Origin of the sequence: Pseudomonas sp. QC2, from assembly GCF_002859085.1 — a bacterium.
GTDB lineage: Bacteria > Pseudomonadota > Gammaproteobacteria > Pseudomonadales > Pseudomonadaceae > Aquipseudomonas > Aquipseudomonas petroselini.
Window position 1 is genome coordinate 335,926 of the sequence record NZ_PKKS01000010.1, and the last position, 21,492, is coordinate 357,417.

The following is a 21,492-nucleotide window of genomic DNA, read 5'->3' on the forward strand; positions in this document are numbered from 1 at the left end:
GATAGCGGTGGGTCAGTCAAAGAAATTTAGACTGAAGCACCGTCATCGGGAGCAAGCCCCCTCCCACAAGGGATTACCGACAGACTTGAGAGCAGGTTATTTGGCAGTAAACGCCGAGTAGCTGTTCATCAGGTTGCGGTAGTTGGGAATGCGCGGCGACAACAGGTTGGCCAGGCCTTCCATGTCGTTGCGCCAGTCCACTTGCAGCTCGCAGGCTACGGCGAACCAGTTCACCAGTTGCGCACCGGCAGCGGTCATGCGTGCCCAGGCAGCCTGTTGCACGGTTTCATTGAAGGTGCCCGACGCGTCGGTGACCACGAATACCTCAAAGCCTTCGTCGAGGGCGCACAGGGTCGGGAACGCAACGCACACATCCGTCACCACACCGGCAATGATGATTTGCTTGCGGCCGGTCGCCTTGACCGCCTTGACGAAGTCTTCGTTGTCCCAGGCGTTGATCTGGCCAGGGCGGGCGATGTACGGCGCGTCCGGGAACAGGGCCTTGAGCTCGGGAACCAGTGGGCCGTTAGGACCGCCTTCAAAACTGGTGGTCAGGATGGTCGGCAGGTTGAAGAACTTGGCCACGTCGGCCAGGGCCAGCACGTTGTTCTTGAACTCGTTCGGGGAGAAGTCCTGTACCAGGGAGATCAGGCCAGTCTGGTGATCGACCAACAGTACGACAGCGTCATCTTTGTTCAAACGTTTGTAAGCCATGGGAATATCTCCTAACGGGTTTGGGAAATCAGAACGCAAAGCACGAGCAGCCGAACGCACCCCAGAATCCCTGGAAGTCGCTGACCGGCACGCTGGAAAGGCGCGCTTTTTCGTGGCTGTGGGCGTGCACGCCGCACGGGCCGCTGCACTGGTGAACCTGTGCCTGCAAGGGCGAAGTCGGGCGCCAATGACCCGGCACCTTGACCACCGGCGACCAGTCCGGCAGCACCGGCACACGCGGCGGTGCAAAGTCTTCGAAGTCGCCGGCGCCGTAGACCACCTTGCCGCCGACCACGGTGAGTACCGACTCAATCCACTTGATGGCTTCTTCGTCGACGCTGAAGAAGTCCGCCGACAGGGCCGCCACGTCCGCCAACTGGCCGACCTTGATCTGGCCCTTCTTGCCTTGCTCGGACGAGAACCAGGCGCTGCCATGGGTGAACAATTCCAGCGCGGTGAGGCGCGGCAGGCCTTCGGCGTGCAGTTCCAGGCCGCCGACGGTGCGACCGCTGACCATCCAGTACAACGAGGTCCAGGGGTTGTAGCTCGACACCCGCGTGGCGTCGGTGCCCGCCCCTACCGGCACGCCTTCGGCAAGCATGCGCTTGATCGGCGGCGTGGCTTCGGCCGCCTTGGCGCCGTAACGCTCGACGAAGTATTCGCCCTGGAACGCCATGCGGTCCTGGATCGCAATACCGCCGCCAAGGGCGCGTACACGCTCGATGTTTTTCGGGGTGATGGTCTCGGCGTGGTCGAAGAACCACGGCAAGCCGTTGAACGGGATGTCACGGTTGACCTTCTCGAACACGTCGAGCATGCGCGAGATGGACTCGTCATAGGTGGCGTGCAAGCGGAACGGCCAACGCTGCTCCACCAGATGGCGCACCACCGGCTCCAGTTCCTGTTCCATAGTCAGCGGCAGGTCCGGGCGTGGCTCAAGGAAGTCTTCGAAGTCGGCCGCCGAGAACACCAGCATCTCGCCGGCGCCGTTGTGGCGCAGGTAGTCATCGCCCTGGTGCAGGGTGACGCTGCCGGTCCAGTGCTTGAAGTCGCTGAGTTCTTCCTTGGGCTTCTGGGTGAACAGGTTGTAGGCGATGCGTACCGTCAGTTGCTCGTCCTTGGCCAGTTGCTCGATCACCGCGTAGTCATCGGGGTAGTTCTGGAAACCACCGCCGGCATCGATGGCGCTGGTGAGCCCCAGGCGATTGAGTTCACGCATGAACTGGCGGGTCGAGTTGACCTGGTATTCCAGCGGCAGTTTCGGGCCCTTGGCCAGGGTCGAATACAGGATCATCGCGTTCGGCCGTGCCACCAGCATGCCGGTGGGGTTGCCGTTGCTGTCCCGCACGATCTCGCCGCCCGGCGGGTTCGGTGTGTCCTTGGTGTAGCCGGCCACGCGCAGGGCGGCACGGTTGAGTAAAGCGCGGTCGTACAGGTGCAGCACGAATACGGGAGTGTCAGGCGCCGCCTGGTTCAACTCTTCCAGGGTCGGCATGCGCTTTTCGGCAAACTGGAATTCGTTCCAGCCACCCACCACGCGCACCCATTGCGGGGTGGGCGTACGGTCGGCCTGGTCCTTGAGCATGCGCAGGGCATCGGCCAGGGACGGCACGCCTTCCCAGCGCAGTTCGAGGTTGTAGTTCAAGCCGCCACGGATCAGGTGCAGGTGCGAGTCATTGAGGCCGGGAATGACGGTGCGGCCCTTGAGGTCAATGACCTGGGTGCCACTGCCGCGCAGGGCCATGGCCTCACCGTCGGTGCCCACGGCGACAAAGCGCCCCTGGCTGATGGCGACGGCGGTTGCGCGCGGGTTTTCACGGTCCACGGTGTGGAACTGGCCATTGAACAGAATCAGATCGGCGTTCATAGGGTTTCCTTTACAGAGGCTTCAAGCCAGGGAGCGAACAGTCGGGTGGCCGCCGGCATCAGCAGGTAGACCACCAATACAACGATCGTCACGGTGACCAGGAAGGTGGCGACCACGTAGTTGGAGAGGAACGGGTGCAGGCGCAGAACCGGGCCCCACACGATGGGTACCAGCAGGGTCAGCGGCAGGATCACGCACAGGGTGACCACTGCTTGCTTCCAGCGGGGAGGTTTGGCGGCGCTGTCGGCCAGCGGCGCGAACCAGAATTCATTAACCGCGCCGATTTCGGTTTTGTCGCCATCGGCCAGCAAGGGGGAGGCTTCGTCGATCAGCGATTTGCGCTCGGGGGAATCAAGCCAGGTTTCCAGGTCATCGGTGGAGCGGTAACGCAACACACAGGTGAACAGCGCCAGCTTGCCCTGCTTGCCGCGCACCACGTCGACACCCAGGTGGCCGGGGCGCGCGCCGGCGATCCGCACGATGCGACGCAGCCAGGCTTCGTAGTCGGTTTCGCGGCCTTGTTTGATCAGGTGCTTGACGACCAAGGTGACGACTTCGTCGGGGCTGGTTTTGGGTGTTGGGTCCATGGCTGTGTATTCCCACCTGCAGAGTTGAGCGATGGAGGGAGTGTGGTTGGGATTGGGGGCGGGGAATTGGATGTATGTGCTGTTTGGCGTGGCGGCTCGCGGGCCAATCGATTCGACAAGGCAAAAAAAACCGGAAGGCTGCAGGGGCCTTCCGGTTTTTGTTACGTGTCAGGCCTTAGCGCCGTAACCCGCGCCCTGAAACGTAAAATAGACTTCCTGACCTTTACCCGCCACTTTGGTAACTTCCTGATCACCGATCATCGCGTTTTTGTACCGACCATAGAACCCGTCACTCCTGACTTCACCCGCCTTGACCGTGCCGTCAGCCTCCGTCGTGAAGGGTGCGAAAAAACTGCCGCGCGTCGGTGCGATCTGGGAGCTTCGGCTGATATCGGCACCGTAGTGCTCGACAAACCCTGTGTTACTGGCCGCCAACACAAACTTCTGGTCGACATCAAGGTCTTCGACATGCTGCTTTACCCCAGGGTGAGCAGGGTCCGTGACATCCTGAATATAGCCCTTCAGCCTCTGGGGGTTGTCAGGGTCTCGGGTCACCGTCAGGTTATATTTATGACCAAACTCAAAATCGACCAGTGTGCTATTGCTGCCTCCTTCCCCCCCATCCGCCTCGGCACGGCCTTTGGGCGCACTGAAGTGCGAACCAAAGCCGGAAAACATCACCAGCGCCTTGCCATCCTGCCGTGGCTGAATCCCGATATAGCCGCCATCAAGAGATTTACCTTGCTCATTGCTTACGTCGAACAGCATCGCGTAATAAATCCCAGGGTCCTGGGCCGTCTTTCGTTGGAGCCCCTCGTCAATGATCATTGGAAACGTAATATTGTTCAGCCCGGAGCCGGCGACAGGAATTGAGTAACTCACAGCAAACAGCCCGTTGGGTGAGGTGGCCTCTTTCTTAATCTCAAGTTTCGGATCGTCGACCCTGTCTAACCTTGAGGCCTCAACCGTCCTCGACGATAAACCCGGCGTGGCTGCCACCTCTCTTCTTGAGCGCGTGACGGGTGTATCCGACGCGATCACAGGGCCGTTCGGTTGTTCCACCGGCGGCGGCACGGGAACATTAGGAGAAGGCTCAGCCACTGTTTGTGGGATAAATTGCGGTCTTTGAATATGCATATCAGCGACAAGCCTCCTCTGGAAAAGTTAACCCATGCTAGAAGGCCCTCACCCAAGCAGGCTGCCGGAAACAACGCTCGGAGGGACAAGACTTTGCTTAACGTCGATGCCGATCAGATTCAAATTATTGCGGCTGCCTGCCAACCACACCTAAAGCGCCCTCGACATATGCTCCGCAATCCGCCCCCGTAGCCAACGCTCCGCCGGATCATTGTCATGCACCCCGCTCCACACCATCGACAACTCCGCGGCATCAATGGCAAAGGGTGGGTCCTCCGCGCGTATCGCAGTGCCCTCGGTCAACGCACAGGCCGCATAATCCGGCACCGTCGCAATAATCTGCGTACCCGCGAGCAACGCCCGCAGCCCGCTGAACTGCGGCACCGCCAACACCACTCGCCGTGCCCGGCCGATACGCGCCAGGTCCAGGTCAATGTTGCCGCTCAAGTCCCCGGAAAACGACACCATCGCATGGGGCCGCTCGCAGTAGTCGTCCAGGGTCAGCGGCTCAACACCGTCATCCCCACGCAGTACCTTGCAAGGGATATCCCGCAGTTTCTTGCGCTTGGCATTCGCCGGCAATTCGGTGGTGTAGCTCACGCCCACCGTGATCTCGCCACTGGCCAATAACGACGACATCAACAGGTAATTGGCGCGGCGCACCACCACGACGATGCCTGGGGCTTCTTCGCGCAGTTGGCTGAGCAACGGCGGGAACAGGCCGAACTCGGCGTCGTCGGACAGGCCGATGCGGAACACTGCGCAGCTGGTAGACGGGTCGAAATCCTTGGCGCGGCTGACAGCACCCGAAATGATGTCCATGGCCGGCTGCAACTCCTTGAGTATCGCCACGGCACGCGGCGTGGGCTCCATGCCCCGCCCGTTGCGCAGCAGCAATGGGTCGTCGAACAAATCGCGCAAGCGCCCCAGCGCCGCGCTCACCGCCGGTTGGCCCATAAAGAGTTTTTCGGCGACCCGGGTCAGGTTCTTTTCGAACATCAGCGCTTCGAAAATCACCAGCAGGTTCATGTCGACGCGGCGCAGGTCGTTGCGGTTCATGGTGGTATCCAAACGGTTGGCAAGCGCACAGAGAAGCACGCGGAGCGCTAGCGCGATTGCACGTCTGTGCTGTCTTTTCCGCGTACGTACCTGGCGAAATTAACAACGATTAACTCGTCAGCCAGGCGGTCCGGCAACAAGATTAGCGGCGTCTACACTGCACCCATTCACCGGGAACGCTCCCATCGACTGCGGATTTTCGTCATGGCCCGACTTGAGCAGCATGCTCCTCGCTTATCCGCTACCGGCGGCCTATGCCCCCGGCGCGAGCGTATCGCCAAGCAATTGATCCTCGCCAACCTCGGCGAAAGCCTGGCCATTGCCGACCTGGCCCAGGCCTGTGCGCTGTCGCGCAGCCATTTTTCCCGCGCGTTCAAGTGCACCACCGGGCTGTCGCCGCAGGAGTGGATTCGCGAGCAGCGCATCCAACGGGCCAAGGAACTGATCACCGGTTCGCGCCTGAGCCTGACGCAAATCAGCCTGGAATGCGGGTTTTGCGACCAGGCGCATTTCTGCCATATGTTCACCCGCAGCGAAGGGGTCAACCCGATGACCTGGCGAAATCACCAATTGCGTCACAAGCCTCAAGTGATTGCAGCCTAGTGGTCCGCACGTACCTGGAATATGCTGGCCGCTTCCCCCTCCACGAACAGGGTCCCCATGAGTGACCTCAGCGACCAGGCCGTGCATTTCGGCCCCTACCGCATCCACCCGCGCCAACGCCTGGTGCTGGAGGCGGGTCGTCCGTTGCGGCTGGGACGGCGTGCGGTGGATATCCTGCTGATCCTGCTGGAGCAGGCCGGCAATGTGGTGAGCAAGCAAGAGTTGATCGCCCGTGTCTGGCCCAAAAGCGTGGTGGAAGATGGCAACCTGCGAGTGCACATGGCAGCCTTGCGCAAGGCCTTGGGCGATGGCCAGGCCGGGCAGCGCTATATCGTCACCGTGGCCCAGCGTGGCTACAGTTTTGTTGCGCCACTGAGCATCGAGCCGATGACGCTACCCACCGAGGGCGCCCCCCAACGCCCGTGCCACAACCTGCCGTTGCGCCGCACCCGCATGATCGGCCGCCAGGCCCTGATCGACAGCCTGGTGCAGAACCTGCCCGCGCAACGCTTTATCACCCTGACAGGCGCCGGCGGCATCGGCAAGACCACCGTCGCCCTGCGCGTGGCGGAATTGCTGATCGGGCATTACCGCGACGGTATACGCCTGCTGGACCTGGCGCCGCTCAGCGCGGCGTCGATGATCCTGCCCAATCTCGCCGCCCTGCTCGACCTCACCCACGCAGAACAAGAGCCGCTGGTCACGTTTGCGCGCAGCCTGCAGGAGCGCCAGTTGCTGCTGGTGATCGACAACTGCGAGCACCTGCTGGACGACATCGCCCTGATCAGCGAAACCCTGCTGCGCCACGCGCCCCGCTTGCACATCCTGGCCACCAGCCGCGAGGCCTTGCGCGCCGAGGGCGAGTACGTGCAGCGCCTGGAACCGCTGGCCTGCCCTCCGGCCACCGGCAACCGCGCCCAGGCGCTGGGCTACCCGGCCCTGCAACTGTTGATCGAGCGGGCCATGTCCCATCAGGACAGCTTTGAATTAAGTGAAGCCGAACTGCCACTGGCGATTGATATCTGCCAACGCCTGGACGGCATCCCCCTGGCCATCGAGTTGGTCGCGGCGCAGATCGAACGCTTTGGCCTGCCCGGACTGCTGGTGCAGATGGAGGACAATTTCCGCTTGCTCACCCGTGGCAGGCGCAACGCGCTGCCCCGCCATCAAACCCTGCGCGCCACGCTGGACTGGAGCTTTGAGCTGCTGACGGCCTGCGAGCAGATCTGCCTGCGCCGGCTGGCGGTATTCCGGGGCGGGTTCAGCCTGGCCAGCGCGGCGGCGGTGATCGCCGGGGAAGAGGTCGCACCCGCCGAGGTGCTGGGTTCAATCACCCAGTTGGTCGCCAAGTCCTTGCTCAATGTGGAGGTCGGTGATGACGAGATGGTCTATCGCCTGCTGGATATCACGCGCACCTACGCCCTGGAAAAACTCAGCGTCGCCGATGAGCTCGATGCCACCCGCGGGCGCCATGCCGAGCGCTGCCTGGCGCTGATGGAGCAAGCGCGCGAGGACTGGCAATTGATCGCCACCCAACCCTGGATCGACCGCTATGCGCCGCTGCGTGAAGACATCCGCTCGGCCCTCGACTGGGGGCTCGCGCAAGGGGGCGAACACTTGCTGGCAATCCGCTTGACGGTCAGCGCCATGCCACTGTGGCAAGAGTTGTCGTTACTCAGGGAGCACCGTTTGTATGTGGACCAGGCGTTGGCGCTGATGAGCCGGGCCGCCTCGCCCTGCCCGCGCTTGACGATGCAACTGCAATTGGCGCTGGGCAGCCTGTCCTATCACGCCATGGGCGGTGCCCCGCAGACCATCGCCGCGTTTGTCAGCGCCCGGCGCCTGGCTGAGGAGCGCCAGGACGTCGCGGGTCAATTGCGCGCGGTCTCCGGGCATATGGCGGTGAACCTGTGTGCAGGCCTGTATCGCCAGGCACTGGCGCAGAGCGAGCAGTTCGATCGCCTCGACCCGCGCACCGACCCGCAACTGGACGTCAGTGCCCAGCGCCTGCGCGTACTGGCGCAGCACTACAACGGCAATCAGGCGCTCGCCCGGCACAATGCTGAGCAAGTGATCCAACGCATGGCGCACAGCGGCCACCTCAATCGGTTCGCCCACGGCATTGGCGTGCAATACGACCAGAGCGTGGCCTCACTGACGGTGTTGGCGCGGATCCTGTGGCTGCAGGGTTTTCCCGAGCAAGCCTGGCGTACCGCCAGCCAGGCGTTGGCGTTAGCGCTGCAGATCAATCACGGCACCTCCATCTGCTACACCCTGGCCCTGGCAGGCGTAGTCATCGCCCGTTACAACGGTGACGAGCACGCCGCCCAGAGCCTGCAAGCGTTGTTGCTGGAACACGCGCACAAGCACTCGGTGCAGTTGTTTCAGACCTGGGCGGGGCACTATGCCGGCATCCTGGGGCACCAGGATCTGCAAGGCTTGGGGCTGATCGAGGACATCCTGATCACGCTGGGTGCACACGCCGTGGATGACCCAGGGTTTGAACGCGCACGCACGGGCGGCGCGGGCTGGTGCGCAGCGGAAATCCTGCGGGTACGCGCCGCAAGCATCGCGGATCCCCGTGCGAGCGAAACGCTGCTGCTCGACGCCCTCGGGCTGGCGCACCAGCAAGGCGCACTGGCCTGGGAGCTACGTTGCGCGACGTCGTTGGCGCAGCTGTGGCAGACCCAAGGTCGCCTGCAGGCTGCACGCGACGTGCTGGGTTCGGTCCATGCGCGCTTTACCGAAGGCTTTGCCACCCCGGACCTAGTCCGCGTACGCCGCCTGCTCGACGAGTTGCAAGACAAACGGCCGGCCTGAGAACGGCCCCAAATAATGCCCATCGCCCTGCTGCAACCGTGCCACCTGCACCGGGTCACGCAGGTGGGCCAGCGCATAGCTGCGCACGCAGTTGAGCAGGCGATAACGCGAATGGCCCGGGCCGGGTTCAAGGGTCAGCAATGAGGTGTCCACCAGACGCCCCAGCAGGTAGGACAGGTCGGCATGTTCCAGCTCCGAGCCAGCGACCAGCTCGCTCAGGGTGGGTAAGGTCACCGCCATCTTGAACAACCCCAATTGCAAGAACAGCCAGCGCTCCGGCAGGCTCAGCCGCTGGTAGGTCCAGTCCAGGGCTGCGATCAGCGATTGGTGGCGCTCCACCGCCGTGCGACGGCCTCGGGTCAGCACCTGCAAACCCTTGCACAATTGCTGCTGCAAGCCACGCACGCCCAGGGCATCCACTTGGGCCGCAGCCAGCTCCAGTGCGAGAGGGAGACCATCGAGGCGTCGGCAGATATCGCGCAGCGGCGCCAGGTCCTGGAGCCGCAACACAAACCCCTGTTGCCCGGCGCTTGCCCGCGCCACGAACAGTTGTACGGCCGGGTAGGCCATGGCGTGTTCGACACTGCCCAGCGCCGACGGTACAGGCACCGCCAACCGGGGCACGCGTTGCACCCATTCGCCCGGGACATGCAAGGCTTCACGACTGCTGAGCAGCACGCTGACTTGGGGGGCTGTTTCACGTAGCACGCGCACCAGGTGCCGGCAGGCGCCAAGCAGCAAGTCGGCACCATCCAGCACCAGCAATAGCTGACGGGAGGCTAATTGACGGCACAGCTGTGTGGCGTTGGCGCTGGGTTCAAGGTGCAGCGCCGTGGCCAGGTGGCGCAGCATGGTCATCGGCGCCTCCACCGTGGCCAGGTCAACCCACCACACGCCGTCCCGGTAACGCGGCAATACCCGTTCGGCCAACGCCAGGGCCAGGGTACTCTTGCCGACACCGGCGCACCCGGTCAGGGTCATCAGGCAGTGCCCGGACAGGCGTCGCGCCAGCACGCCCAACAACGCCTCACAGCCGATCACCGCACTGAGGCGTGCCGCCAGGTTGTGTCGAGGTGTCATGGCGGGCATGGCCCCCTGCACCTTGGCGGCGAAGCAATAGCCACGCAGGGGATCGTTGAGGATATAGCGTTGCCCATCAAGGGCGCGGCGCAGTGCCGCAATGTGCACACGCAGGTTGTTTTCTTCCACCACGCTGTCCGGCCACACCCGCTCGATCAAGGTGGACTTGCTGACGTACTGCCCGGGCGTTTCCAACAGCACCGCGAGGATATCCAGCGCACGCCCACCCAGAGGCACCGGCAAGCCTATCTTGCTGACCAACCGCTGTTGCCGGTGAAAGGCATAGATGCCGAAGCGCACCGTGCCATCAACGTCAATCGCCTGAGGGTTGTTCATGTCTGTCATCGCGCTGAAACACCCGGCCTTGGGCGCCTGCGCATCCTTTTCCATGGGCTTGACGCTATCTTGCCAGCTACCAATGACAGGACAATGCTGGCACGGGGAGCGATACGGACAATCGAGTGCGCCAGACGGACATTCTGTCGTTAACTGAACTGTTGTCGGTACTGGGTCGGGTTGAGACCGAGTTTTTCACTGAACAGAAAGCGCATATGCCGCACGCTGCCGAAGCCTGCATGGAAGGCCACGGTCTTGAGCGGCAGGTCGGTGGACTCCAGCAACTGCCGGGCACGGTCGATGCGCGCGCCTTGCAGGAAGGCCATCGGCGTCATCTGCACCTCCCTGGCAAACAACCGCGCAAAGTGGCGAGCGCTCATGCCGGCCAGCTCAGCCATGGATTCGATGGTGAACGGCTGGTCCAGGTGCGCCAGCACGTGGTTCTGCACGCGGGTGATCGCGGTTTCCTGGGGTGCTACGGCAGCCGTCATCGGGCTGAACTGCGCCTGGCCGCCCTGGCGCTTCATCACCACCAGCAGCACCTTGGCCACTTCCACCGCGACTTGCTTGCCGTGGTCCTGGGCAACGATCGATAACGCCAGGTCGATCCCGGCCGTCACCCCGCCCGAGGTGATCAGCCGCCCGTCCTGCAGGTAAATGCGATCGGTCTCGACGATCGCCTTGGGGAAGGCCTTGATCAGCCGCTCGGTGTAGTGCCAGTGGGTGGTCACACGGTGATTGTCCAGCAGGCCGGCATGCCCGAGCACAAAGGCACCGGTGCAGATCGAACCAAAGCGTGTGGCGCGAGGTGCAGCCTCTTTGAGCCACGGCAACAACGCGGGGTGGCATTCGTTGTAGGCGCCGGGGCCACCGGGAACGAGTAACAGGTCGTAGGCGTCGTGCGCCCGGTCCAGCAACAGGTCGGCCTGCACCACGACGCCATTGGAGGCACGCAAGGGGCCAGGCTCGGTGCCGAGGGTGAGGATCTGGTAATGCGCCGCCGCCGGCAGGTAGCGGTTAGCAATCGAAAACACTTCCAGCGGCCCGGCCATGTCGAGCAGGAGGAAGTCCGGAAACAGCGCCATGGCCACGGTTTTCATAAACACAAAGATCCATCGAGAAAGAATGCAGCGGGCATTATGACACGTTCGAAACTGTCAACTCAGATGAGACAGTTATTCAAATTTCATCTTCTTAATGAATTACAAAGTAACCATTAACCTTCTTCTCAACGCAGGAGCCCTGCATCTCGCAGCCCGCTCCCACTTGAGGACAAGACCATGCTGACTCTTCGCAAAGCTTCCGAACGCGGCGCCGCCAATCACGGTTGGTTGAAGTCGTTCCACACCTTCTCGTTCGCCAACTACTGGAACCCGAATGAACAGGGTTTTTCCGACCTGCTGGTGATCAACGATGACCGCGTCGCCGCCGGTAAAGGCTTCGGCCAGCACCCGCACCGCGACATGGAAATTTTCTCCTATGTGCTTGAAGGCGCGCTGGAACACAAGGACACCCTCGGCACCGGTTCGGTGATCCGCCCTGGCGATGTGCAACTGATGAGCGCCGGCAGCGGCGTGGCCCACAGCGAGTTCAACCACAGCCAGAGCCGTGGCGTGCACTTCCTGCAAATCTGGATCGTGCCGGCCGTGGCTGGCGCCGAACCACGCTATCAGCAGGAGCACTTCAGCGAGGCGCAGAAACGTGGACGCTTGCAGTTGATCATCTCGCCGGACGGCAACGACGGTTCCCTCAGCGTGCGCCAGGACGCACGGGTATATGCCGGGCTGTTCAACGGTGACGAAACCGCCACCCTCGACCTGCCGCCGGATCGCCATGTGTACATCCATGTGGCCCAGGGCAGCGTTGAAGTCAACGGCCAGCGCTTGCAGGAAGGCGATGGCGCCCGAGTGCGGGATGAGCGGCGGATCCGTCTGAGCCACGGCGAGGACGCCGAAGTGCTGGTGTTCGACCTGCGCCCGCAGGAACTGCCGCAGATGCCATGACTGGCGCTGCGATGGCCCCGTGTACCGGGCCATCGCTGGCATCGATAGTCACCATCAGCGCAATGAAGTTCTCTAAAAAAATGCAACGCGTAACATCAAACCCATACCAGCAACATCCAAACTAAAACACTCGGAGCACACTCTCATGAAACGCCAAATCTTGCTTAGCCTCGCTTTCTCTGTACTCGCTGCAAACGCATTTGCTCACCCTGTTGTCGCTGAAGGCGGTGCGGATCGCCTGATCGACAGTCGTGTTGCAGAGGGTGGCGCCGACCGCCTGCAAGGCAACCGCGTAGCCGAAGGGGGTTCTGACCGCCTGCTGGAACGTCGTGTCGCTGAAGGTGGTGCTGATCGTCTGCAGGAACGTGGCCTGGCTGAAGGCGGTGCTGATCGTCTGCAGGAACGGGGTCTGGCCGAAGGCGGTGCTGATCGTCTGCAGGAACGTGGTCTGGCTGAAGGCGGTGCTGATCGTCTGCAGGAACGTGGCCTGGCTGAAGGCGGTGCTGATCGCCTGCAGGAACGTGGCCTGGCTGAAGGCGGTGCTGATCGCCTGCAGGGCAACAACGCATAATCCCGCGCTGTTTGCGGGAACCCCAAACCGGCCTGATCAGCCGGTTTTTTTTCGTCTGTTGTTTCTCCCCACAGCGCCGCCCTGTCGATCGGTTGCCGCGTTTCGATACGCTGTGGTGAGGGCGTTTTTGGTCGCGTGTATCGAGGGCGATGCGCAGCTGCGTTGTTGAATCAAACCGGATGGGCGAGGAATTTCTTGCGATACGCCGCCGGCAACAGGCCCACCCGCTGCTGGAACAGGCGCCGGAAAGAGTTGCTGTCTTCGTAGCCCACCGCGTAGGTGATACTTTCCAGCGTCATGCGGGTCGACTCAAGCATCTGCTTGGCCCGTTCCAGGCGCAGGGTTTGCAGGTAGGCAATCGGCGTATAGCCGGTGGCCTCCTTGAAGCGCCGCTTGAAGTTGCGCACGCCAAAACCGAAGCGCTGGGCGACCGCGTCGATGACCAGCGGCTCGGCGAAGTGCTGCTCCAGCCAGTGCTGTACCCGCAGGATCTCGCCGTCGCCATGGCTTTTGGGCAGCGACCACATGGCGTACACCGACTGTTCGCTGCGCACAGTATCGATCAACAGGTATTTGCCACAGGTGTGGGCCAGCTCCGGCGAGCCGAAACGCCGAATCAGGTGCAGCATCAAGTCCATCGCCGCACTGGCGCCACCACAGGTAATCACGCGGTTTTCTTCACACAGAAGCTGCGCGTCATCCAGGCTCACGTCCGCGTAGCGACGCCGGAACAGCTCGGCGAACGCCCAGTGGGTGGTGGCGCGCAGGCCTTGCAGCACACCGGTTTCGGCCAGTAAGAACGTCGCGGTACACATCGAAGCCAACACCGCGCCGCGCGCATGCTGCTCGCGCAACCAGGGGCCATAGGCGGGGAAGCTCGGCAGGGCTTCTTTCAAGGTGAACAGAAAACCTGGGATCAGCACCAGGTCGGTCTGCGTGATCTGCGTCACCGCGCAGTCCACCTGCAAGCGCTGGCCGCCCCAAGCCTCCACGGCCTGGCCGTCCAGGGAGGCGACCACGACTTCAAAAGGTGGGCTGTCGGCAAACAGGTTGGCGGCACTGAGCATCTCCACCGCCAGGGTGGCACTGGCGGCGGAACAACGTTCAGCCAGGAGCAAGGTGATGTGCATAAAAGAAACCCGGATTGCGCTTTTCGCATGTAATAAGTCATTTGCGCACCTACCTTAGCCGATTCCGCGCCCTTACAGTGCAGCCATTAATCAACTGCCTGGCGTGTTTATGAATCTCTGGTTTCGCTTGCTCTTCATGCTGTCCCGGCGCCCCTGGCGCAAACCGGCCCATGGCCTGGCCACCACGGTGGTGCGCATGCGCGTCTGGCCGCTGGACCTGGATCTCAACCGGCACGTCACCAATGGCCGCTACTTTTCCCTGGCGGATGTTGCACGCATGGATTTCGTGTTGCGCACCGGCGCGTTTCGCGTGGCGTTGCGCAACAAGGCGCTGCCGATCGTGGGCGATACCTGGGGCAAGTTCCGCCGCGAGTTGAAGCTGTTCGAAGTGTTCGAGGTGCACACCCGCATGCTCGGCTGGGACCATAAGTGGAGCCTGATGGAACACCGCTTTGTCAGCAACGGCCGCGTGGTCGGCGTGGTGGTCATGCGCGGGCTGTTCCGTTCGGCCAAAGGCACCCTGCCCCCGAGTGATTTTGTGCGCGAGCTGGGTTTGGATGAGACGTCGCCGCCAATGCCGCAATGGCTCAGCGACTGGGCGCACAGCTGTGATCAGATGAGTGTGCAGTTGCGGGGGGAGGAGCAGGCGTGAGGGCGGGCGGTTAACGAGCGCCGGCCAATTTTTTCAAGTAGGCTTCGGCGTCCTCCCTGGCAATGTACAGAAAACCTTTGCCCTCTTGCACCTTGAACAGCACCTTCATGGCGACGCCTTTTTCCAGATCATTGCGGGCGGTATTTTCCGAAATATCATAGTCATGGGTAAGCTCCTTGGGCGTGAAGATGCGCCCAGGGTGCTGCAGCACTTTCTTTTCTGAAAATTGAGTTGACCGTTGCGCGCTCGCTTCAGCGTGTCAAGGCTTATACCCTTTCACCAACTCTCCCCCAGCCCCAGCAGGCCCAGTATCTGCCGTCGCAGGTCAACCAGATAAGGATCATCCCGGTGCCGTGGGTAAGGCCGGTCAATCGTCAATTGCGCCTGGATCTTGGCCGGACGGTCGCTGAACACGATCACGCGATTGGCCAGCAGCAACGCTTCTTCCACATCGTGGGTGACCAGCAGGGCCGTATAGCCCTGGCGTTGCCACAGGTCGATCAGTTCTTTTTGCATGGCGATGCGGGTCAGGGAGTCGAGCTTGCCCAGGGGCTCGTCGAGGATCAGCAGGCGCGGTTGGTTGACCAGCGCACGCGCCAGCGCCACCCGTTGCGCCATGCCGCCGGACAACTGCCGCGGATACGCACGGGCGAACTGACTGAGGCCGACTTTTTCCAGGGCCTCGTCGACCTTGGCCGAATGGGTCTTGAGCAGGCCTTGGGCTTCCAGGCCGATGGCGACGTTGTCCCACACGCGGCGCCACGGGTACAGGGTCGGGTCCTGGAACACCACCACGCGGCTCGGGTCCGGGCCGGTGATGGCTTCACCGTCGCCCAGCAACCGGCCGGAGTCCGCCGGTTCCAGGCCGGCCACCAGGCGCAGCAAGGTGGACTTGCCGCAGCCCGAAGGCCCGAGCAGTGCCACGAACTCGCCCGGCGCAACGTCCAGGGACACCCGCTCCAACACCGGCAGGTGCTGGCCATCCAGGGCGAAGCCATGGCTGAGGTTGTCTATGCGCAGCGCCAAGCCTTCCGATGCCAATACCGCGTGTGCCAGGGCTACCATTTCATTGATCCTTTCTGCCAGGCCAGCAACCGGTCACGCACCAGGAACAACCCGGTGATCAACCCCGAACAGGCGAGTGCCATGATCAGTAATGCGGCATACATGTTTGCGTAGGCGGCCCACCCTTGGGCCCATTGCAGGTACCAGCCGATGCCGGACTTAACCCCCATCATTTCTGCCACCACCAAGGTCGAAAACGACGCGCCCAGTCCCATGAACAGGCCGACAAAGACGTGGGGCAACGCGGCGGGAATCGCCACCTTGAAAATCAGGAAACCTTGCTTGGCGCCCAGGGTGCGCGCCACGTCGTAATAGGCTTTGTCCACGCTCGCCACGCCGGACCACGTGAGCACCGTGACCGGAAACCAGGTGGCCAGGGCGATCAGAAACACGCTGGCACTCCAACTGCTCGGAAACAGGAAAAAACACAGTGGCAACAGCGCCGTCGACGGCACCGGGCCGAGGATGCGCAGCACCGGGTGCAACCAATAGCCGATGCGCGTGGACCAACCGATGGCCACGCCAGCGATAAACCCGGTGATCGCACCGAGGGCCACGCCCGAGCCCAGCAACAACGCCGAATGCAGCAGGCTGTCGGCCAGCCGGGCGTAATCTTCGATGTACACCGCCAGCAAGGCCTGGGGCGGCGCGAAAAACGGCACCGGCAACAGCGCCAGCTTGGCGGTGAGCAATTCCCAGAGGCCCAGCAGCAGCGGCAAGGCGATCAGCCAGGGACCGGCATTGCGCAGGCGCAGGCCCAGTCTGGAGACTCTGCGCCCCAGCAGGCTCAGCACGAGGAACAGCACCGCGACACCCACGCACAGATTGGCCAGGCCTTGGGTCATCGGCCAATGGCGTGTCGCGTTGGGCCAGTAGCTGATCAACAGTGCAACGGCCAGCCAGGCCGTCACCACGGCGGCGCCCTGCCACGCGACCTTCAAGGTCAGCGGTGGGTTGAGGGTGGTTGCGTCAGCTGAAGACATCGGCGGTGATCTCCTTGGCAAACGCCAGCGGGTCGGTGCTCTTGCTGATCACTTCGACGGTTTTCAGGTCGGTCACGTAGGTAAGGATCTCCTGGGTCAACGCCGCGCCCACCGCGTGATGCCCGTGGGTATGGTCGTGAAGGATCGCCTGCACTTCCTCCACCGACGTGTTCAGCGCATGGGCCTGGAAGCCCTTGGCAACCTCCTCCGGGTGCTGCACAGAATAGTCGTGGGCCTCCAGAATCGCCTGGGTCAGCGCCGCGACCACGCGCTTCTCTTCACGCACCAGTTTGCCGGTGACACCGACCACGCAGCAGCTGAGGTTGGCGTATTCCTCCACCAGGTTGGTGGACAACTCACGCGCCACACCGGACTTGATCAGGCGGTACATGAACGGGTCGCTGCCGCTCACCGCCTGCACTTCGCCGCGCTCCAGCGCAGTGCCGAGCAAGTCGGCGGGATACAGGCGCCACTCGACATCGCGCACCGGGTCCACACCGTGTTTTTTCAGCAGGATCGAGAAGAAATTGCGGTCCGGGCTGGCCATGTCGGTCACGCCGATGGCCTTGCCCTTGAGGTCTTCCAGCTTGGTCACACCGCCCTTCGCGGCACTGAGCAAGCGCAGGCAGCCGCCGTGAGTGCCGGCGGTGAGCTTCACATCAAAGCCCTGTTCCAGGGCCTTGAGCCAACGCAGCGCCATGCCCACGCCCGCATCGGCCTTGCCGGTGGCGATGGCCTCGAGCAACACCTCGGTAGAGTTGCCGAAGTTGACCAACTCCACGTCCAGGTTGTGCTTGGTGAAGAAGCCCTGGCCATGGGCGATGACCACCGGGGCCAGGCACACGGCGTTGAGGTTGACCGCCAGTTTCAACTTGCGCGGGGCGTCGAGGCGGATGAACTCACCGGTGCCGGTGGGCTCTTGTGACGTGTTGTGGCCGGCGTGTTCGTCGGCGGCGAACCCCAGGCGTGGCAGCGACAGGCTGGCCAGGGTGATGCCGGCCAGGCCCAATAAACGGCGACGGGTTAAATTATCGAAATCAGCCATGCGAAATATCCCTTTTATCAACTCAGTAATGAAGCCCGCAGACCGTTCTTTGTAGTGAGCGGGCTTGCTGTGGTGAGCGGGCTTGCCCCGCGCTGGGCTGCGAAGCGGCCCTAAAACCAAACACCACGTGTTACCTGAAAGAACGCGGCGATCTTAGTGGGGCCGCTTCGCAGCCCAGCGCGGGGCAAGCCCGCTCACTACAGGATGAATAACCGCTCAACCCTGCAGCTCGGCCAGGCCCAGGTGCTCGCGCAGCGTCGACCCTGCATACGCGGTGCGAAACAAGCCCTTGCGCTGCAAATGCGGAATCACGCTCTCGACAAACTCGGTGAACGACCCCGGCAGGTACCCCGGAGAGATTACAAACCCGTCGCAACCGCCCTGCTCAAACAGCTCGGCCAACTGATCGGCAATCTGCGCCCCGGTACCCACCAATTGCGGCACGCGCACGCTGCTGGCGAAGATGCGCCCCAGCTGTTCCAGAGTGGTTTGCGGGCCTTGCATCAAGAGCTTTTCCGCGGCGGCCGGAGGGATCAGCGGCGACTGGGCAATCTCGGCCAGCGTCGCCGACAGCGGGAATGGCGACAGGTCCACATTCAGCTGCGAAGCCAGTGTCACCAGCCCCAACTCCGGCCGGGCCAACGCGTTGTGCTGATCGCGCTTGGCGCGGGCCTCGGCTTCGCTGCCGCCAATGAACGGCATCACCGCCGTCAGCACTTTGCAGCTGTCGGCGTCACGGCCTTGCTGCACCACTTGGGCGCGCACGTCATCACGGAACGCACGCATCGCCGCCAAATGCGGATGGATGGTGAAGATCGCCTCGGCCCAACGCGCGCCGAAGCGCCGCCCACGGCCTGACGAACCGGCCTGGATCAGCACCGGTCGGCCTTGGGGCGTGCGCGGAATATTCAGCGGGCCTTCAACCTTGAACCATTCGCCCTGGTGCTGCACCGAACGGATCAACTCCGGGTCTGCCAGCACACCGCTTTCGCGATCCAGCTTCAGCGCGTCCTTGCCCCAGCTGTTCCACAGTTTCAGCGCGACTTCGACAAACTCATCGGCACGGTCGTAGCGCAGGTCGTGCTCCAGGTGTTTGTCCTTGCCGAACAGGCGCCCTTCGCTGTCGTTCATCGAAGTGACGATATTCCACGCCGCGCGGCCCTTGGACAGGTGGTCCAGGGTGGCGAATTCACGGGCGATGTGCGCCGGTTCGTAATAAGTGGTGGACCGCGTCGCGCCCAAGCCCAGCTTGCTGGTTTTGCCGACCAGGTAAGAGAGGATCGGCAACGGGTCCAGGCGCGTGGCGTCCTGGGCGCCGTAGCGCAAGGCGAACGCGCGGGAGCCGCCCATTTGATCGCCCACCGCGAGGCGGTCGGCGAAGAACAGGAAGTCGAATAGCCCTTCCTCCACCACCTTGGCCACTCGTGCGTAGTACTCGGGGTCGAGGTAATTGCCGACGGTTTCCGGGTGGCGCCACACCGCATGGCTGTGCACCACCGGCCCACTCAACAGGAACGCGGATAAATGGATTTGGCGGCTCATGGCTTGGGTGTCCACACGCTGATGGCGCTGACCTTCAACGGCTTGGGAATCAGCTTGGCGGTGTAGTAGGTGTCGGCGATGCGCTGCTGCTCGGCGAGGTTTTCCACCTTGACCGGAATGATGTCGTAGCTGCGTCGGCTATTGGCGCGCTCCACGGTGGCCGGGGCGATATTGCCCCACAGCGGGCCGAGGATGTCGGCGGCTTCCTTGGGGTGGGCCTTCACCCATTGGCCGGTCTCGCGCAGGGTGTCGAAGGTCACCTGCAACACGTCCGGGTGGGCCTTGGCGAACTTAGTCGTGGCCAGGTAGAAACGGTTGTAGTCGGCCAGGCCGTCCTTGCCGTCGGCGATCACACGCAAGTGGTGATCCAGTTGCTGGGAGGCGAGGAACGGGTCCCAGATCACCCAGGCGTCGACACTGCCATTGGCGAAGGCCGCGCCACCGTCCGGTGCTTCCAGATAGCGTGGGGTGATATCGGCCAGGGTCAGCCCGGCCTTTTTCAAGGCGGAAATCAGCAGGAAGTTACTGCCCGAGCCCTTGGACACCGCGACGGTCTTGCCCTTGAGGTCGGCGATGCTGTGGATCGGCGACTGGTCCTGAACGATGATCGCCTGGGCGCCCGGCGATGAGTTTTCCTGGGCGTAATAAGTCAGCGGTGCATCGGCGGCCTGGGTGAACAGCGCGAAGGCGTCGGCCACATCGGCGTGCAGGTCGACGCTGCCGGCGTTCAACGAGCTGAGCAGGCCGGTGCTGAATTCATGCCAGTTGACGGTGAATCCCAAGGGCTTGAGGCGCTGCTCCAACTGGCCGTTCTGCTTGAGCAAAATCCACAAGGTGGACGAGCGTTGGTAACTGATGTCCAGGGTTTGCTCGGCATGGGCCACCGCAGCGGCGAACAGCAAACTGGCGGCGACGATTAGTTTCTTGAACGTCATGAAAGGCCTTGGCGTGGGTGAGAAGAAGACAGCTGCATATGCCAAAAAACCGCGCAGGGCCTGGCAGTAAAGTTAATTCGATTATATTAATGACGAGAAATCATGAAAGAACCCTATAATTCTATCGTTATGCCCAATTCGTCAGAACGCGGAAAAAGCGCCCTAAGCTAAGATCCAAAGAGTATTTAACGAATGGTTTTTAGAACTTTAAGCTCAAGGCTATTTTGTTAGAGATCGAGCTCATCATGTCCCTACGTCGCCCCCTCGCCGCCGTCCTCGGGTTGCTGGCCTTTACCGTCGCAGTCAGTGCGCAGGCCCAGGAAACCGTCCGCATTGGTTACCAGAAATCCTCGACCCTGATCACCCTGCTCAAAACCCAGGGCACCCTGGAAAAAGCCCTCAAGGCCGACAACATCGACGTGAGCTGGCACGAGTTCCCCAGCGGCCTGCCGCTGCTGGAAGCGTTGAACGTGGGCAACGTCGACATCAGCGCCGACGTGGCCGACACCGTGCCGATCTTCGCCCAGGCGGCCCAGGCCAAGCTCACCTACTTCGCCCAGGAAGCACCCTCGCCTTCCGCCCAGGCCATCGTGGTGCGCAAGGACTCACCGATCCAGCAACTGGCGGACCTCAAGGGCAAAAAGATCGCAGTGACCAAGGCGGCCGGCACGCACTACCTGCTGATCGCCGCGCTGGCCAAGGCGGGGCTGGCCTTTTCGGATATCGAGCCGGCCTACCTGTCACCCGCCGACGGTCGCGCAGCGTTCGAGAACAACAAGGTCGACGCCTGGGTCACCTGGGAGCCCTTCCTCACCAGCGTGCAACGTCAACTGCCGACACGCACCCTGGCGGACGGCACGGGGCTGGCCAGCTACAAGCGTTACTACCTGACCGGCACGCCGTACGCCAAGGCGCATCCAGACGTGTTGAACGTGGTGTATGCACAGCTGGAAAAGGCCGGCCAATGGGTGAAAACCCACCCGCAAGACGCGGCCAACGTGCTTGGCCCGCTGTGGGGCAACCTGGATGTGGCCACGGTTGAAGCAGCCAATGCGCACCGCAGTTATCAGGTGCAACCGGTGACGATCGATCAGTTGGGCGAGCAGCAGAAAATCGCCGATGCATTCTTCAAGGCAGGGCTGTTGCCCAAGGCCGTGGACGCCAAGGATGTACAAACCTGGAAGCCTTGAGGCCGTAACCGGTAACCACGATGCGAAGCGAGCCGCTCTTGATCTTGATCCGGCTTTTGATCTCAGGCGCCCCGTCAAACACGCTGGCCGGAATTCGACAGGGATTTGGGGGGTAAACCGGCAGGGATGCCGGTTTAGCCGCCCCGCGCCATGGATGGCGCGTGGCGGCGGCC

The 21,492-nt window shown here is 62.6% G+C and carries 20 protein-coding genes; 6 read left to right on the forward strand and 14 right to left on the reverse strand.

Annotated features, from left to right (window positions below):
- Nucleotides 1-96: 96 nt before the first annotated feature.
- The 5 genes from ycaC to QCBJ_RS11025 form a co-directional block, all read right to left on the reverse strand.
- Nucleotides 97-714, reverse strand: coding sequence for an isochorismate family cysteine hydrolase YcaC (gene ycaC, locus QCBJ_RS11005; protein WP_012724846.1), 618 nt, complete (start codon nt 712-714; stop codon nt 97-99).
- A gap of 28 nt (nt 715-742) precedes the next feature.
- Entirely contained in the window at nt 743-2,581 is a 1,839-nt protein-coding gene (locus QCBJ_RS11010) for an amidohydrolase (protein ID WP_046036777.1), read from the reverse strand.
- Complete coding sequence (locus tag QCBJ_RS11015; RefSeq protein ID WP_102060820.1) at nt 2,578-3,168, reverse strand: antibiotic biosynthesis monooxygenase; 591 nt, start codon at nt 3,166-3,168, stop codon at nt 2,578-2,580. Before QCBJ_RS11015 ends, QCBJ_RS11010 begins: the two co-directional genes overlap by 4 nt.
- Nucleotides 3,169-3,336: 168 nt before the next feature.
- Nucleotides 3,337-4,305, reverse strand: a complete 969-nt coding sequence (locus tag QCBJ_RS30365; protein ID WP_256581482.1) for a hypothetical protein — start codon at nt 4,303-4,305, stop codon at nt 3,337-3,339.
- A gap of 150 nt (nt 4,306-4,455) precedes the next feature.
- Nucleotides 4,456-5,364, reverse strand: coding sequence for a LysR family transcriptional regulator (locus QCBJ_RS11025; protein WP_046036775.1), 909 nt, complete (start codon nt 5,362-5,364; stop codon nt 4,456-4,458).
- A gap of 204 nt (nt 5,365-5,568) precedes the next feature.
- On the opposite strand from QCBJ_RS11025, the gene QCBJ_RS11030 reads away from it, so the two are divergent.
- Entirely contained in the window at nt 5,569-5,967 is a 399-nt protein-coding gene (locus QCBJ_RS11030; protein WP_043205510.1) for a helix-turn-helix domain-containing protein, read from the forward strand.
- Nucleotides 5,968-6,024: 57 nt separating this feature from the next.
- Nucleotides 6,025-8,787 carry a winged helix-turn-helix domain-containing protein gene (locus QCBJ_RS11035; RefSeq protein WP_102060821.1) on the forward strand — a complete coding sequence of 921 codons (2,763 nt, stop codon included), beginning with the start codon at nt 6,025-6,027 and terminating at the stop codon, nt 8,785-8,787.
- On the opposite strand, the gene QCBJ_RS11040 is transcribed toward QCBJ_RS11035, so the two are convergent.
- Nucleotides 8,734-10,257, reverse strand: a complete 1,524-nt coding sequence (locus QCBJ_RS11040) for a winged helix-turn-helix domain-containing protein (RefSeq protein WP_102060822.1) — start codon at nt 10,255-10,257, stop codon at nt 8,734-8,736. The two genes, QCBJ_RS11035 and QCBJ_RS11040, sit on opposite strands and share 54 nt — an antisense overlap.
- A 95-nt stretch (nt 10,258-10,352) precedes the next feature.
- Entirely contained in the window at nt 10,353-11,303 is a 951-nt protein-coding gene (locus QCBJ_RS11045) for a GlxA family transcriptional regulator (protein ID WP_102060823.1), read from the reverse strand.
- 180 nt (nt 11,304-11,483) lie between these two features.
- Here QCBJ_RS11045 and QCBJ_RS11050 point away from each other — a divergent pair, with 180 nt between their 5' ends.
- Both QCBJ_RS11050 and QCBJ_RS11055 read left to right on the forward strand, forming a co-directional pair.
- On the forward strand, nt 11,484-12,206 hold the full coding sequence (locus QCBJ_RS11050; RefSeq protein WP_012724854.1) for a pirin family protein: 723 nt from the start codon (nt 11,484-11,486) through the stop codon (nt 12,204-12,206).
- 145 nt (nt 12,207-12,351) lie between these two features.
- On the forward strand, nt 12,352-12,777 hold the full coding sequence (locus tag QCBJ_RS11055) for a hypothetical protein (RefSeq protein WP_102060824.1): 426 nt from the start codon (nt 12,352-12,354) through the stop codon (nt 12,775-12,777).
- A 170-nt stretch (nt 12,778-12,947) separates the two neighbouring features.
- Here the strand turns inward: QCBJ_RS11055 and QCBJ_RS11060 are convergent, their stop codons facing one another.
- Nucleotides 12,948-13,907 (reverse strand): GlxA family transcriptional regulator, encoded by a 960-nt coding sequence (locus QCBJ_RS11060; protein ID WP_102060825.1) that lies wholly within the window; start codon nt 13,905-13,907, stop codon nt 12,948-12,950.
- Between the two features lie 109 nt (nt 13,908-14,016).
- On the opposite strand from QCBJ_RS11060, the gene QCBJ_RS11065 reads away from it, so the two are divergent.
- Nucleotides 14,017-14,559, forward strand: a complete 543-nt coding sequence (locus QCBJ_RS11065; protein WP_012724856.1) for an acyl-CoA thioesterase — start codon at nt 14,017-14,019, stop codon at nt 14,557-14,559.
- Between the two features lie 10 nt (nt 14,560-14,569).
- Here the strand turns inward: QCBJ_RS11065 and QCBJ_RS11070 are convergent, their stop codons facing one another.
- The 6 genes from QCBJ_RS11070 to QCBJ_RS11095 form a co-directional block, all read right to left on the reverse strand.
- On the reverse strand, nt 14,570-14,770 hold the full coding sequence (locus tag QCBJ_RS11070; protein ID WP_102060826.1) for a DeoR family transcriptional regulator: 201 nt from the start codon (nt 14,768-14,770) through the stop codon (nt 14,570-14,572).
- Between the two features lie 65 nt (nt 14,771-14,835).
- A complete protein-coding gene (locus tag QCBJ_RS11075; protein WP_102060827.1) occupies nt 14,836-15,624 on the reverse strand; it encodes an ABC transporter ATP-binding protein in 789 nt (262 codons plus the stop codon).
- The gene (locus QCBJ_RS11080; protein WP_043205514.1) at nt 15,618-16,607 is read right to left on the reverse strand and encodes an ABC transporter permease; all 990 of its coding nucleotides are present in this window, start codon (nt 16,605-16,607) and stop codon (nt 15,618-15,620) included. The genes QCBJ_RS11075 and QCBJ_RS11080 overlap by 7 nt, the downstream gene beginning before the upstream one ends.
- Entirely contained in the window at nt 16,594-17,652 is a 1,059-nt protein-coding gene (locus QCBJ_RS11085; RefSeq protein WP_102060828.1) for an ABC transporter substrate-binding protein, read from the reverse strand. Before QCBJ_RS11085 ends, QCBJ_RS11080 begins: the two co-directional genes overlap by 14 nt.
- A 216-nt stretch (nt 17,653-17,868) precedes the next feature.
- On the reverse strand, nt 17,869-19,194 hold the full coding sequence (locus QCBJ_RS11090) for an LLM class flavin-dependent oxidoreductase (RefSeq protein ID WP_012724861.1): 1,326 nt from the start codon (nt 19,192-19,194) through the stop codon (nt 17,869-17,871).
- The gene (locus QCBJ_RS11095) at nt 19,191-20,129 is read right to left on the reverse strand and encodes an aliphatic sulfonate ABC transporter substrate-binding protein (RefSeq protein WP_102060829.1); all 939 of its coding nucleotides are present in this window, start codon (nt 20,127-20,129) and stop codon (nt 19,191-19,193) included. The genes QCBJ_RS11090 and QCBJ_RS11095 overlap by 4 nt, the downstream gene beginning before the upstream one ends.
- Before the next feature lie 245 nt (nt 20,130-20,374).
- Here QCBJ_RS11095 and QCBJ_RS11100 point away from each other — a divergent pair, with 245 nt between their 5' ends.
- Nucleotides 20,375-21,319: an aliphatic sulfonate ABC transporter substrate-binding protein gene (locus QCBJ_RS11100; RefSeq protein WP_043205515.1), complete on the forward strand. Its 945-nt coding sequence runs from the start codon at nt 20,375-20,377 to the stop codon at nt 21,317-21,319.
- Nucleotides 21,320-21,492: the final 173 nt, after the last annotated feature.